Origin of the sequence: Microcoleus sp., assembly GCF_041354475.1 — a bacterium.
GTDB lineage: Bacteria > Cyanobacteriota > Cyanobacteriia > Cyanobacteriales > Microcoleaceae > Microcoleus.
In genome coordinates, this window is the sequence record NZ_JBGJZU010000043.1 from 1 (window position 1) to 12,875 (window position 12,875).

16 protein-coding genes are annotated in these 12,875 nt (G+C 39.9%); 10 read left to right on the plus strand and 6 right to left on the minus strand.

Features of this window, described 5'->3' with window-relative positions:
• Positions 1-1,167: calcium-binding protein (locus ACBR23_RS16670; protein WP_371125664.1), on the plus strand; the 1,167-nt coding region annotated here is incomplete at its 5' end.
• 54 nt (positions 1,168-1,221) lie between these two features.
• On the opposite strand, the gene ACBR23_RS16675 is transcribed toward ACBR23_RS16670, so the two are convergent.
• Positions 1,222-1,350: a hypothetical protein gene (locus ACBR23_RS16675; RefSeq protein ID WP_371118027.1), complete on the minus strand. Its 129-nt coding sequence runs from the start codon at positions 1,348-1,350 to the stop codon at positions 1,222-1,224.
• 368 nt (positions 1,351-1,718) lie between these two features.
• On the opposite strand from ACBR23_RS16675, the gene ACBR23_RS16680 reads away from it, so the two are divergent.
• The gene (locus ACBR23_RS16680) at positions 1,719-2,030 is read left to right on the plus strand and encodes a DUF433 domain-containing protein (RefSeq protein WP_340519762.1); all 312 of its coding nucleotides are present in this window, start codon (positions 1,719-1,721) and stop codon (positions 2,028-2,030) included.
• Positions 2,031-2,378 carry a DUF5615 family PIN-like protein gene (locus tag ACBR23_RS16685; protein WP_371118028.1) on the plus strand — a complete coding sequence of 116 codons (348 nt, stop codon included), beginning with the start codon at positions 2,031-2,033 and terminating at the stop codon, positions 2,376-2,378.
• Positions 2,379-2,490: 112 nt separating this feature from the next.
• On the opposite strand, the gene ACBR23_RS16690 is transcribed toward ACBR23_RS16685, so the two are convergent.
• Both ACBR23_RS16690 and ACBR23_RS16695 read right to left on the minus strand, forming a co-directional pair.
• Positions 2,491-2,931: a hypothetical protein gene (locus tag ACBR23_RS16690; RefSeq protein ID WP_371118029.1), complete on the minus strand. Its 441-nt coding sequence runs from the start codon at positions 2,929-2,931 to the stop codon at positions 2,491-2,493.
• Positions 2,924-3,145 carry a hypothetical protein gene (locus ACBR23_RS16695; protein ID WP_371118030.1) on the minus strand — a complete coding sequence of 74 codons (222 nt, stop codon included), beginning with the start codon at positions 3,143-3,145 and terminating at the stop codon, positions 2,924-2,926. The genes ACBR23_RS16690 and ACBR23_RS16695 overlap by 8 nt, the downstream gene beginning before the upstream one ends.
• Before the next feature lie 139 nt (positions 3,146-3,284).
• Between ACBR23_RS16695 and ACBR23_RS16700 the strand changes: the two genes are divergently transcribed.
• Positions 3,285-3,545 carry a helix-turn-helix domain-containing protein gene (locus ACBR23_RS16700; protein WP_371118031.1) on the plus strand — a complete coding sequence of 87 codons (261 nt, stop codon included), beginning with the start codon at positions 3,285-3,287 and terminating at the stop codon, positions 3,543-3,545.
• A 98-nt stretch (positions 3,546-3,643) separates the two neighbouring features.
• Here the strand turns inward: ACBR23_RS16700 and ACBR23_RS16705 are convergent, their stop codons facing one another.
• A complete protein-coding gene (locus ACBR23_RS16705) occupies positions 3,644-3,952 on the minus strand; it encodes a type II toxin-antitoxin system RelE/ParE family toxin (RefSeq protein ID WP_371119953.1) in 309 nt (102 codons plus the stop codon).
• The gene (locus ACBR23_RS16710) at positions 3,949-4,560 is read right to left on the minus strand and encodes an XRE family transcriptional regulator (protein WP_371119954.1); all 612 of its coding nucleotides are present in this window, start codon (positions 4,558-4,560) and stop codon (positions 3,949-3,951) included. The genes ACBR23_RS16705 and ACBR23_RS16710 overlap by 4 nt, the downstream gene beginning before the upstream one ends.
• A 128-nt stretch (positions 4,561-4,688) precedes the next feature.
• On the opposite strand from ACBR23_RS16710, the gene ACBR23_RS16715 reads away from it, so the two are divergent.
• On the plus strand, positions 4,689-4,919 hold the full coding sequence (locus ACBR23_RS16715) for an addiction module protein (RefSeq protein ID WP_371119955.1): 231 nt from the start codon (positions 4,689-4,691) through the stop codon (positions 4,917-4,919).
• On the plus strand, positions 4,916-5,224 hold the full coding sequence (locus ACBR23_RS16720) for a type II toxin-antitoxin system RelE/ParE family toxin (protein WP_371119956.1): 309 nt from the start codon (positions 4,916-4,918) through the stop codon (positions 5,222-5,224). The genes ACBR23_RS16715 and ACBR23_RS16720 overlap by 4 nt, the downstream gene beginning before the upstream one ends.
• Before the next feature lie 55 nt (positions 5,225-5,279).
• On the opposite strand, the gene ACBR23_RS16725 is transcribed toward ACBR23_RS16720, so the two are convergent.
• Entirely contained in the window at positions 5,280-5,792 is a 513-nt protein-coding gene (locus tag ACBR23_RS16725; protein WP_371119957.1) for a helix-turn-helix transcriptional regulator, read from the minus strand.
• 400 nt (positions 5,793-6,192) lie between these two features.
• On the opposite strand from ACBR23_RS16725, the gene ACBR23_RS16730 reads away from it, so the two are divergent.
• From ACBR23_RS16730 to ACBR23_RS16745, 4 genes are all read left to right on the plus strand, one after another.
• The gene (locus tag ACBR23_RS16730) at positions 6,193-6,417 is read left to right on the plus strand and encodes a hypothetical protein (protein WP_371119959.1); all 225 of its coding nucleotides are present in this window, start codon (positions 6,193-6,195) and stop codon (positions 6,415-6,417) included.
• 97 nt (positions 6,418-6,514) lie between these two features.
• The gene (locus tag ACBR23_RS16735; protein ID WP_371119960.1) at positions 6,515-7,750 is read left to right on the plus strand and encodes a hypothetical protein; all 1,236 of its coding nucleotides are present in this window, start codon (positions 6,515-6,517) and stop codon (positions 7,748-7,750) included.
• 23 nt (positions 7,751-7,773) lie between these two features.
• Positions 7,774-9,666, plus strand: a complete 1,893-nt coding sequence (locus tag ACBR23_RS16740) for a hypothetical protein (protein WP_371119961.1) — start codon at positions 7,774-7,776, stop codon at positions 9,664-9,666.
• 149 nt (positions 9,667-9,815) lie between these two features.
• The gene (locus ACBR23_RS16745; RefSeq protein ID WP_371119962.1) at positions 9,816-12,872 is read left to right on the plus strand and encodes a GTPase; all 3,057 of its coding nucleotides are present in this window, start codon (positions 9,816-9,818) and stop codon (positions 12,870-12,872) included.
• The last annotated feature ends 3 nt before the right edge of the window (positions 12,873-12,875 follow it).

Below are 12,875 nucleotides of genomic sequence, written 5' to 3' on the forward strand. Positions count from 1 at the left end.
ACTCCAACCACTCCGACTCCAACCACTCCGACTCCAACCACTCCGACTCCAACCACTCCGACTCCAACCACTCCGACTCCGACAACTCCGACGCCAACCACTCCGACTCCGACAACAACACCAACCGATACACCAACTCCCACGCCAACTCCGACTCCCACAACTCCGACTCCGACAACAACACCAACCGATACACCAACTCCCACGCCAACTCCGACGCCAACTCCGACGCCTGCGCCAACTCCAACACCAACTTTAATTCCTTCCCCTTCCCCTTCCCCTTCTTCCCCGGATTGCATTTGCAATACTATTGAGTATCCAAATCTCGATCGCCCCAACCAAGCTGACAACATTATCAACGGCAATGGTAGCGGTGAAATTCTGTTTGGTACTGCGGAAAATGATGCTTTTTACGGCAGTCCAAGTCCGAATATTTTCGATGCGGATTTAGGCGATGATAACCTCTACGGCGGTGAAGCAAATGACATCCTTTACGGCAATCGAGGCAATGATTTTATTGACGGTAACAAGGGAGATGATATCCTGTTGGGCGGTAAGGGTAATGACATCATTGTTGGCGGTGAAGGCGAAGATATCATATTCGGAAATCGCGGAAATGATTCAATAAATGCTAAGGAAGATGACGACTTAATTTTGGGGGGTGAAGGTGCTGATTTTATCGACGGTGGCAAAGGTAATGATATCGCCTTTGGAGGCAAGGGAAATGATACAATCCTCGGTGGCGAAGGCGATGATTCTCTCTACGGCAATTATGGCAATGATATCCTCTGCGGAGGTGGTGGTAATGATTGTCTGAGTGGGGGTATTGGCAATGATTTGCTCGACGGATGCGAGGGAAATGATACTTTTTGGGGAGGCAAAGGAAATGATACTTTGATTGGCGGTTTGGGCGATGATAGTTTAATTGGCGGTGCTGGGAGCGATCGCTTTTTACTCTCCACCAATTCCGGTATCGATATTATTCCCGATTTTGAAGTTGGCAAAGATTTGTTGATGCTAGCTAATGGCTTGACATTCGCGCAATTAAGTGTTACGGAAAACAGCGGCAATACTTTAATTAAGTTTGTGGAAACAGGAGAAATTATAGCTGCTTTAAATGGAGTTTCTGCTAGCATAATCAGTGCTGCCGATTTCAGCTTAATTTAAACAGGCTTACAACTGACGCACCACGCAATAAATGGTGCGTCAAGGCGATCGCCATTAAATATCGCCTTGTAAAATTTGATTTACTCTCAGGTTCGGAAAAGGTAGGAGAGATTGGGCGATCGCCACTTGTATAGCAACTGCCACAACGGTTAGGACATTCTCGATGGCCCAAGCTTTTGTCACTCACTGGCAAAAAGTGGCGAATATCCGAATTGCGGCTACAAGTTTTCCATTATTGGCGATCGCTTTTCTACGGGTATAATTCTGAGTGCGGTGGCTTTGTATCGGATTATCAGTATTGTGGCGGATGTTTCGGGTGCTGCGTTGGCCAAAATTGATCGGAGGCGTGATCGGCTGATGTAGGGGCAGTGGATGGTGAATGATATCAATTCAGGAGGTTGCACCGTCAAGATAGAGGAGACGGCTCTTGGAGTGTATCTAATCCAAAATAATATTGTAGGGACACGGCACGTGCAGTCTCCTAATTTCTTGGGCTACAATCAAACAAGATTGTACTTAACTATTGAGCGATTTTAGTTTGGGATATCATTATGCTATCAATAATTTATCCTCATATCGAGAAAGTAGCGGGTCAACCCGCACGGTTGCAGCGGATACCCCGCGTGCGGGTTGCTCAGATTGTGATGGATTATCTAGCCTACGGTTGGTCAGTGGAAGAAATGTGCCGCCAGCATCCTTATTTGATGCAGTCGGAGGCTCATGCAGCGATGGCTTATTACTTCGACTTTCAAGCTGAAATTGAGCAGGAGATTCGTGCAGAATGGGAGCAGGTACAACAGGAAAAATCTCTGCTTTCGCCTTCACCATTTTTCGTTAAAATGCGAGCTAAGGGATTGTTGTAAGTGGCAATTTCTCTATACATGGACGTTCATATTCCGCAAGCAATTACCGAGCAGTTGCGCCGTCGTGGTGTGGATGTTTTGACTGCGATGGAAGATGATGCGACAGAATTGCCGGATGACGAACTTTTGGAACGTGCCACTCAGTTAGGCAGAGTATTGTTTACTCATGATATCCTTTTTAAGGCAATGGCTCAAGATTGGCAGCGTCAGGAAAAACAGTTTGCTGGCTTGATATTTGGACATCAGCTAGGCGGTACAATCGGACAGTTTGTTAAGGATTTGGAACTGATTGCTTTAGCTTCGGAATCTGATGAATGGATGAATGCTGTTGAGTATATTCCTTTGTAGTCAGTTTTTCTCGATCGCGCGATCGCAAATTAGCTCGAATTTGTGCCATTTCTAGGCGATCGGGCAACCACAGGGAGTTGCCTCTACAAAAATCGCCTTTAAAATTGCCTTACTAAACCTCAGCCGGTTGTCGGTCTTTTTGAGATTCTAGCCAACGTTCATAGTCTTCTGTGTCGTCACCGAAACTATCGATCGAAACTTGGCGATCGGGCATTGATTTGAGCGGTGCATCGATCGGATTGTAGCGACAATAGCAGATAACCACCATGCCGAATTCACTCGAACCACCTTCAGTATCGGGAGTATAGGTTTCGACTCTCGCAACTTCCCAATCTCCGGTTTTGTAATGGGTACTCCAACCGTGGAAATTGGGTTCGTGTTCTGCTTCAACCCTGATAAATTCCGTTGGCCTGTATCCGGGTTGTGGGATCGGGCGATCGGACGAATCAAAGTATTCAGCAAGGATGCGAGTCAGAGAATGAGTGTGGGATAGCATTCGATCTTCCCAACCCGGTTGTCGCCCTTCGGCCCTAAAAACAATGTATTTACGCATCGTCATCATCCTGTTCGTGAAACGGTTTAGGAAATTCTGTTTTACCCTCGAACACGCAATCGGCTTTCAGGATGTCGCCCTGAAGTTTTTCTATCCTCTTGAGTGTCCATCCATATTTAGTCTCCATTTCGTAGCAGCATTCATCATCGGCGGCTGCGTGACGGGAAATATTCTCGTCAGGTTCATAACGCAACCATGTTGGATTTTTTGGCATTATTGATATTACTCCGAGTGTTGAGTTGACAACATTGGGGAAATCGTTTTGGTGCAGTGCTGGAATCACTGCATCAAGGCGTACTTGATATGGTAGGATTATTTATGGCTATACGTCAATATGACGCGCCAATATCTTAATGAAAAAAGACACAAGACCCCAAGAGAGTGCATCACCGATCGAGGCTTTGAGAATTGAGCGCACAAAGCTATCTCAGGCTGAATTTGCCGTGCATTGCGGGATTCCGCTGCGTACTTACCAGCGTTGGGTTTCGGGTGAAACGGAAGCGAAACCAACACCTCGTCAGTGGAAAGTTATGATGCGGCTATTGCAGATTCAATCTTTTGATGAGGTTCCTGATGATTTTGGCCCGATTAATTGGACGGGGAAAGAAGATTAGGTGTCTGAAGAAGCGTTAGCTAAAATTAGTCGATCGCATTTTTTCAATGAGTGTTATTAGGCTTTCCCTGTTCTTTTACATCTATTGAGATATTAAGCTCAATCATCAGCATCCGTGAACAAGGCTGATAAATCTCGATAACCACTGACGACTCGAAAGATTTCTACATCTTGGCCGATCGGCATATAGAGAATGAGATAGTTGTCTATGGGGAGACTGCGAAGCAATGGTAAAATTTCGTCTCTTTGTCGTCCAAGGTTGGGAAATTGAGCAATTTTGGCAAATTTAGCGTCAAGATTGCTTAAAAAGCGATCGGCTCGATCGAATCCCGATCGACGAGCAATATAGTCTGCAATTTGCTCGATGTCTTGAATTGCGGGTTGGGTGAGGCGAAATTGTGGAGTCATGCTTCTGAGGAAGTGTAACGCGATCGCAAATTAGCTCTAATTTGTGCCATTGCGGTTGCACCGTCTACGACTTCACCGCGTTGGGATGCTTCCTGGCCAATCAGTGCGTCTCGTTGAAGTTCTTGCAGTCTTCCTTGATAAATGTCTTGCTGTTGTTCGAGTAGTTTAATTGCTGCAAGGATAACGTCGATCGCACTGTTGTATTTGCCGCTGGTGAGTTGGCGCTGCACCAGGGCTTCGACTTCAGGAGGCAAAACAATTTGCATGGTGTTTGAGAATATGAGTGTTGATTCTATTGTAGGCGATCGCCCTAAGCTACCGGGCGGGCAAATTTCGACTTTGACAGTCATCCCTACTGCGTTGAGCATTACAATCAGAGTATCAACAGAGAATTGCCCAATTTTACCTTGAGTCAAAGCTTTAATTTGGTCGCTTGACTGTTTGAGATGTTGAGCTGTTTGGTCGATCGTCCAACCGTGATGCTTAATCTGATTTTGCAGGGCTAGCATTAGTTGCGATCGGATTAATAAGTTATCGGCTTCTTGGGCTGAAAATCCGAGGTCGAGAAAGATATTATCGGCGGCTTGGGTAATGGTATTTTCGCTCATTGTTCGGGTTCTCTTAAATTCAAACGATTTTGTAAAAGTTTGGGGCGATCGGCTATAATCAAACAAGATTGTACAATGTGCTTCCTTTTCAACTTAACTATTGAGAGATTTTAGTTTGGGATGTAATTATGCTATCAATTGAGCGACTGATGAAAGAGGCTTTATCTTTGCCAAATGCGTTGAGAGCGCAGTTAGCAGAGATGCTATTTGAGAGTCTTGAATTTGATATAGACGGAACAGTTCAAAAGTTGTGGACTGCGGAAGCGAAGCAGCGTCGCGATGAAATCCGAAGCGGTATGGTTGAGCCAATTCCAGGAGAAGAAGCGTTAGCTCAGATTAGGCGGATTATAACACAATGAGGTACGTTTTTCACCCGGCAGCATTAACTGAATATGCTACAACTGTCCAATTTTATACAGAGCGTCGAGTTGAGTTAGCGCAAGCTTTTATTAACGCTGTTGAAGATGCTATCTTTCGTCTTGTCGAATCTCCAACCCGTTGGCCAATAGTTGATGAAGATATTCGCCGTTGCTTAACTCGAAAGTTTCCTTATGGAATCCTCTACACAATAGAGGATGATTTTATTTTAATTGTTGCTGTAATGCACTGCAATCGAGAACCAGGATACTGGAAAGAGCGAGTTATAGATAAACCACCAGATTAAGCTGATACCACCTTGATAGAATTAATCAGATCGCACTTCAGTGAGATTAGTTAGTTTACGGGCGATCTTTTCCATCCATGTCTTCTGTGATGGTTGGATCTGAAAGCGAAGGTAATGTTAATTGGAGGTGTATGTCAATTGTTATTGAATGACTTTGATTGTTCAAACTTATATTAACTATGTTTACTAACGGAACTTGGGGTAAATAATTGCTTGAGTGAGATTTCACAGAGGGGGTAGTTTTATATCCAGCTTCTTCTAGGGAGTTGTGAATATTTCTCCAGTTGCTGACCTTTTCGTTAGTTACATCTGTAATTTTTTTAAAGTATTGATATAAAGTTTTAGATATATAAACCTCAACGCCTTTACGACTTTGATGGAGTTGGCTAGCTATTTCCGCAGGGCTGTGGCCGCAGAGCAAACCTCGGAGAAACAGCTTTTCCCGTTCTGTCAGTCCCTTTCTGGCACGGGGAGATACTTGCCATTTGGCTTCTGCCATAGCTTTGTAGAGCCTTTCCAAGTCCCAGTTATTCGCAGCTTCAGCAAACATCTCGTCGCTGGATGTCATGGCAGTATGTCTCGCTTAGTTGATAGCTACAGCCTAACTAAAGTTATAGCTTTGGCTAGTTGCTATCTGAGTATAATTTAGTTTATCATTGCTGAAACCGATGTGGCGATCGGTCTGCTGTAAAAACATAGAGCTTTTTGTCAAGAGCTTAGGGTGCAGATACAGCAGCGGTTAATGGGCTAGTGTAAAGTTTTGTAACAATAAGGCTACTTTTGCGTAAAATTCGGGATTGAAACCGAATACATATATAGGAGCAAGATGTTGCTTGGTGCGGGGCCGAGTTGGTACTGGATGCTTAGGCGTTGCGGTATCTGTTTGGGGTGCGTGCGTGCGATCGGGCAACACTGCACTGAGTATCACAGATGCTTTGACAACAGGCAGAATTATTAGAGGCTAAACCATGAGTGATAACCTGAAGAATGCTTTGAATGGTCTGACTGATGAACTAAAACGTCATCGCCGCAGTACCGATCATGATGAAAATATTACTCAAGCCAACGACCATGTTGAAGAAGATCATTACGAGGAAGAAGATCATCACGATGAAGACGATCATCACGACGATGACCACGACGATGACCATGATGATGGAGGTTGTGATGGTGGTGATGACGGAGGCGACTGATAAATTTCAACCTTGCTATTGCTAAAAACATCATTTGAGTGCATGAGGTTATATGCCAGTCCCCTATCTCTTTGTGGCTATAAGTGGATTTATGACCATGACTGCCAGCCGAATTATATCAGTGGTTGCTAGTAGAAAGCTCACCGACAAGTCCTCTAAGGGAAAGCAGTCTAATCCACCTGGTAAAAGTGAGCTAGTGAGGCGAGATGAGCGATCGCGTAAAGCTGAAGCTGAGTATTTACGCGGTAAAACCCAAAGAGAGGAGGAATTGCTTAATATTCAAGCTGACCTTGCTAATATGCGAGAAGTTGAAGTACGAGCAAACATTGAAATTGCCAAAGCACAAGCGGAACGAGAAGATCGCGCCCTTGAAATTTCCGAACGAACTTTACAACTCAAAAAGCAAGAATTAGACTTAGCAAAAACTCGTTTGAAACAGGAGGGAAAGATCGCCGAAGGTCAGAGAGAACAGGTAGAAAAAGCATTACGACTACGGGAAAGAGAACTTCAACTCATGGAAGAAGAACTCACCGAAAGACGTAACTTGAGTTATTTGTATCTCGATATTTTGCGCGAACAAGAAGCCCTGAAAATTGCCCTGAAAATTACAGAAATTCAGTCTCATTGGGATTGGAAAAATTGGGCAGGGATTATTAGCCGTGAGGAAATGCAAAAAATCTTAATAGAAGGACAGAAAAAGCATCGTTTACTGATGATGATTTCTCCCCCTGATATTGAAGATTGTCCAGAGTTTAATACCCATCTACAAAAAGAGGTCAGAAGTGAGGTTAAAGAATTTCTGGAAAAATATTATCCTCTTAATGATGATGTTTGTCCCGTAGAATATTACGGTAAATTTTTCAAGACTTCAATTTTTGATGCGGAGGTAAAACAATTATCTAGTGATTTATCACCAGTTCCTACAGCCGTCATTTATAGTGATATTACCGACCAAAAGGTTTACTTTCATGTTACCTTTTGGGGTTTAGAAGAATCTCTGTCAGTGACACTACCTTGGAATTGGAAAGAAGAACAACAAAATTTGATGTCAGAGGGTTTAAGTGAAGAAGATAGTTTGCAAACAGTTCGGCAATCAATTGTTAAAATTCATCAATTGGTAGCAGCATTTTTAGCGGATTTGTACTATCTTAATATTAATCCACTGCATCAACCGCGTCTATTTGAAATGGAAGCCGATATTCCTATAGAATGGATGCAAACTAACTTAGGGATACTCAGAGAGATTCAGGAACAGAAATTAGCTGAGTATCAAGCAGAGTTAGAAAAACCAAAGTTTGAACCGATTGATTGGTTTATTAATTCCCAAAATTAGTTACTTAAAGCAAGGAGTATATCGTGGTTAAAACAGCATTACAGACTCTAAGATTCATTTTTTCCGATCGTCCCGATGTTCTTAAATTACTCGATCTCAGAGAATTAGATTTAGAAGGTAGAGTAGATGCAGAATTTGTTCAAGCACAATCAAAACGAGAGCTATTTCCTGAACCCGTTAATTTTTATGCTACAGGACGGACAAGTGCAGGTAAAACAACCTTAGCAACTACTTTTATAGATCCCAATCAAGAACTCGCTGAGACGATCAAATCAGTTTTACCCCGTACAGGGAAAACTGACTGTACCTGGATGGATGTTTTCTTCCAGATGCGGAGTAATTTACGTTACTTTGATCTTCCAGGCGCAGGGGGATGTAATGAAACTTACGAAAACATTAACAGAGCCACCTTACTTTTACCTCAAATTGACGATGAAGATGAAGGTTTAAAGCCAATCAATGAGTTTGAATTATGGAATTTATCAGATTATCCGACTACAAAACAAGTCGTCAAAAGAGTAGTTTCTGTTACTGAATGGCAATCCCAAGAAAATCAGCAAAATGTTAAGCCTGATATCATTCTTTATGTTGTTGCCCCTCATCGCGGTTTTGTCCGAGAAGATGGTAAATATTTACGCTCTTTACTGCGACAACAAACCAAACAAAGCAACAAAAACAAAGTAATTTTTGCCCTCAATATTTTCTATAATCCAGATGGGTCACAGATTACCACTAAAGAAAATATTGAAGATTCCCGGCAGCAGATTACAAAGATTTTCCAAGAGTTTTATCCTAATGTACCAGTTCCTATTGTTGAAGTAAACTGCTTAACCGGAACGGGGGTGAACAAGATCACTGAACTTATGTGTCAAATGTTGCCAGATAATAAGATTGGTAACATGGGACAAGTTCTACAAGATGAATTGAAATCTTTTGCGAAAAAAGAGCGTAGTCGTCGTTATCGCAAAGCCTTGATTCACATTGCCAGTCGTTTAGCTACCTGTGTTGTCGATCAAAAATTAGGCGATCAAGACTTACTCAATGAAGCATATATGGCTGTTGCTGATTATGGTATTCGAGTATTCAGAGAAGAGGATGCTCTTTTAGAAGCTCAACAACAACTCAATAGTGCTATAGATCGCTTGGCTAAAGACGCAAAAATTTCACGACAGGAAGCAGAAACCATTTTAGTTCCTGATATACGTTATGTAGATAAAGAAGTGGAAGAAAGTGATTGGATTCCAGATGTTCAAGATGTAGAGGTTAAACAGCAAGTTGTAGATTATAAAGAATCTCAAGAGTCAAGAAAAGAATGGGTTGATGGAGAGCGATCAGCAGGTCGTATTGCTGGTGGTGTTGCTGTTGGCGGATTAGCAGGTTTAGGTGGATTGGCTGCTGGTTTAATTGGTTTAGCTGCTGCTGGTGTTACAGTAGCAACTGGTGGACTAGCGGCCCCTCTAGCTGCTGCTGTAATAGGTGGTGCTTTAACAGGTGGTGCAATGGGAGCAAGTAAACAAAAGAAAGAAGTGACCGTCACAGAGGATGTTATTAAGCCTCTTGTCAAAACAATTACAACTACTGAAAAACGCTTAGTGGGCATGAAAGAAGTTAAGAAAAAAGTTGTCAAACAAGTACAAGAATTGTTTGAAAAAGAAAAAGTTGTCGGTCAAAAATATTTACAAGGTGGCTACCCTGTTGTTGAAAACCTATTAGCTATTGGTTTAGGGATTGAAAAGGCTAATCCACAACTAGATTTACAGGCTAACTTTCAAGCAATTGTGAATAATGGACGGCAGGAAGTCAAAGCTACTTTTCAATCCTATGCAGAACAGATTAACAATTTAGCCATAAACCAGAATGCTCGGTATGCAGAGGAGCAAATCGTCAATATTTTAGAAGGTGCTTTGCTTAAATAATTTTTCCTGAAGTGGGGGTAGGTAATACCTACTCCACTTCAGAAAAGTGAAAAAGCAATTGCCCATCAATATATCGGCCATTCTTTTCTTGTTGATAAATTATTGAAAGTTACATACAGACAGGTAGAAGATTTATGTTTCAGATTAATGTGAATGAGTTAGTCAATATTTATCTTACTGGTAGAACTTGTTCAGGAAAAACAAGTTTAGCTAATGCGTTTTTCACTCTATCAAATGAAAGTCAATTATTGCGATGGAAAACTACAGGATACCAAGATTGCACAGAGCAAGTATCTTATTATCAATCAAATAACATTAGAGTTTATGATTTACCAGGAATAGGCAGCTGTGAATTAAGAGAAAATATAAATAGAGCATCTTTACTCATTCCTCAAATTGAATTCGATGATATCGATGATATAAATAATCTTGAGGTATGGAATTATTCAAAATATCTGCAAACAGGCGAAATAGAACAAGACCTTATAACAGTTAAACAATGGCAATCTATAGAAAATCAGAAATATGTAGCACCTGATGTTATTGTCTATGTACAACGTGCTGATAGACAATTTTTGTTTTCTGATAGAAAATACCTGAGAGATTTGCTTAAATCTCAAAAACAACGTGGAATTGAAAACAAAGTTATTTTTGTACTAAATATCTTTCACAATCAAGATAATATAGCATTAGCTACAAAACTAAATATAGAAGATGCTAAAGAAGCCATAACAAGAGTTTATCAAGAATTTTATAAAGATATTCCTCTTTTAATTGAGGCGGATTTTTTGCAGAAAGAAGGAATAGATAAACTAATTTTTTTAATTCAACAAAAATTAAAAACAAAACAAACTACTCACCATTACTCGGCAAGACCTATGTACTTCCAACTCACTCCACCCTCTATTTCTAAAATTCGCGCTAAGTTTATTATTGAAAAACTTAGCAAGTTTCCTCAAAATATTGATGATATTAATTTATTTTTTACAGGTAGAACAGGAAGTGGTAAAACCACATTAAGTAATCGTCTAATTGGTAGTGATTATTTCTTATCTACAGGTCATCAAGATTGCACTAAAGAAATTAATCTGATTGAGTTTCCTATTGGTTTAAAATGTTTTGATACCCCTGGTGTCTGTAGCGACGAACTTTTAGAAAATTATAATCGAGTTGCTTTGGGGATTAATCAAGTTGAAGATTGTCCTTTTGTTGAAAACATTATATTAGCAAAATACAGAGAAAATCATCCCCACCCTCAAGAACAAAACTTAAGTGTAGCAGAGTTTATAAGTCTTCGATTTCAGCCGGATTTAATTTATTATCTCATTGCACCAGAGAAGCAGTTTACCAGAGGGGACAGAAAATACCTAAGAGACTTATTAAAGCGACATCAAAATATTATCTATGTATTCAATATGTTTGTCAACAAACAAACAGGAATCAGTTATTCAGCGACAGAAACAGAAGCTAAGATTTCTGATGCAACTAGCCAGATTCTCAAAGTTCATAATAATATCTTAGGGGAAAATCACAAACCTGTAATTGTGGGTGTCAATTGTTGGACAGGAGAAGGAATATCTGAATTATTACATCAATCTCAACTGATGTTATTAGGTGAAAAAGGTAAAATATTTGAACAATTAATTCAATATCAACAACAAAAAACGCCTGATGAGTATGTTAATCAAGTTAAGCGAGAATTAATCAGATTGTACGCTCATGCTGCTTGTGAAAGACCAACAGGGAGTGATACCTGTGATCAACCTTTACATAAAATCTGTCACACACTTTTTGATTTTCTCGCAAGATTACCCATCCAATCTGGACAATCGGATAACTCAATTTATGAACAAGTAAATACCATTGTTAATCAAGTGTTTTCTAATCCCAGTCAAGCAAGTCAAACCGAATCCTTAGAGGATAAAGTGGATTATGTTCAGCGAGGACTTAATTATACTCTCAACGAAGGTATTGAGTCGTTTAATGAACTAATTAAAACCTACATATTTGACCTACAAAAACAAGGACATGAACTCGAATCACAAGAAATTGAAGAATGGAAACAAAAGAAAGAATCTGACGAACAAGAATCAGAGTCAAAATGGAATCTAATTTTATCAAAAATTGAAGATTTTAACCGGATTAATAATTCTCTTGAGTCACTAGATCAAGAAATTGAGAATATGAGAGGAAAACTTAAACCTCGTATAGAAGCTCATCATTCTCGTTATGTTGACATTTTATCACGCCGTCAGAGCTTAAACTCTCGTATTGATCGATGGAAAGATCGACTAGATCGATATAATGCTAATATTCAGAGAATTAATCGCAGTTCTGCAAGACTGACTTATGAAGCTAAACAGTCAATTGAGCAAGAAAGTGATTATCTTGATCGGGAACAAAATTCAATTAAATCAGAAGATAGTTATGTTGATTCTTTAGTGACAGATTGGCAACGAGAAGACGAGCGTATTGAAGTAGAAAAATCAAAATTTAATGATAGAATTGACAATTTTAATCAAAAGATACAAACTCGTGATCGTAAAAGAAAGTTAATTCAAGAACAGCTAAAAGAACATAACGAATTTAAGAAAAATGCTCAAGACGAAAGGAATTTTTGGTTTGAGTTAATCAAGGCTTTTGAGGATGAATTAAATTCATTGGGTCAAAGAGTTGATATCAGAATTGATGAGATGAATGTTCACATCCAAGAAATTAAAAATCGTCTATCAGAAAATTATTTTGAACAATTTCTATCTATGGAAGATTCAATTAATGAGCTACAGAAAGTCATTAATCGCTGTATTGATGAAATGAATGTCTTTGAAAATCAAATCTTCACTTTTCATCAAGAGATTAATGCTTGTATTTTCAAGTTAACCATTAATAAAATGGTCACTCAAGTTTTACAAAAAACGACAGAGCATTACTTTGATGAAACAGGGGAGTTTGAATATAGAGGGAGTCACTATCATTATTTCCGTCAACACGGAATTACTCTTGGATTAGCTCTAACGAGGATGACTCTACTTGGCATGGAAGAAGAGTATGAAGAGTTTTATAATGAGTTGTTGCGTAAGGTCGAGCGTTTAGGTTATTTTCCTGATCATCCAGTAGAAAGTAAAATTCTTAGTTTGTTAGAATCAAATATTAATTCATTATTCGATTCTTCTTTTGATGAGGTAATTAGACAAGCTGTTTTATAACTA

Coding starts and splice junctions, on each gene's coding strand:
- ACBR23_RS16680 (WP_340519762.1), top strand. CDS start 1,719: ATGCTATCAATAATTTATCCTCATATCGAGAAAGTAGCGGGTCAACCC.
- ACBR23_RS16690 (WP_371118029.1), bottom strand. CDS start 2,931: ATGCGTAAATACATTGTTTTTAGGGCCGAAGGGCGACAACCGGGTTGG.
- ACBR23_RS16695 (WP_371118030.1), bottom strand. CDS start 3,145: ATGCCAAAAAATCCAACATGGTTGCGTTATGAACCTGACGAGAATATT.
- ACBR23_RS16700 (WP_371118031.1), top strand. CDS start 3,285: ATGAAAAAAGACACAAGACCCCAAGAGAGTGCATCACCGATCGAGGCT.
- ACBR23_RS16705 (WP_371119953.1), bottom strand. CDS start 3,952: ATGACTCCACAATTTCGCCTCACCCAACCCGCAATTCAAGACATCGAG.
- ACBR23_RS16710 (WP_371119954.1), bottom strand. CDS start 4,560: ATGAGCGAAAATACCATTACCCAAGCCGCCGATAATATCTTTCTCGAC.
- ACBR23_RS16715 (WP_371119955.1), top strand. CDS start 4,689: ATGCTATCAATTGAGCGACTGATGAAAGAGGCTTTATCTTTGCCAAAT.
- ACBR23_RS16720 (WP_371119956.1), top strand. CDS start 4,916: ATGAGGTACGTTTTTCACCCGGCAGCATTAACTGAATATGCTACAACT.
- ACBR23_RS16725 (WP_371119957.1), bottom strand. CDS start 5,792: ATGACATCCAGCGACGAGATGTTTGCTGAAGCTGCGAATAACTGGGAC.
- ACBR23_RS16730 (WP_371119959.1), top strand. CDS start 6,193: ATGAGTGATAACCTGAAGAATGCTTTGAATGGTCTGACTGATGAACTA.
- ACBR23_RS16735 (WP_371119960.1), top strand. CDS start 6,515: ATGACTGCCAGCCGAATTATATCAGTGGTTGCTAGTAGAAAGCTCACC.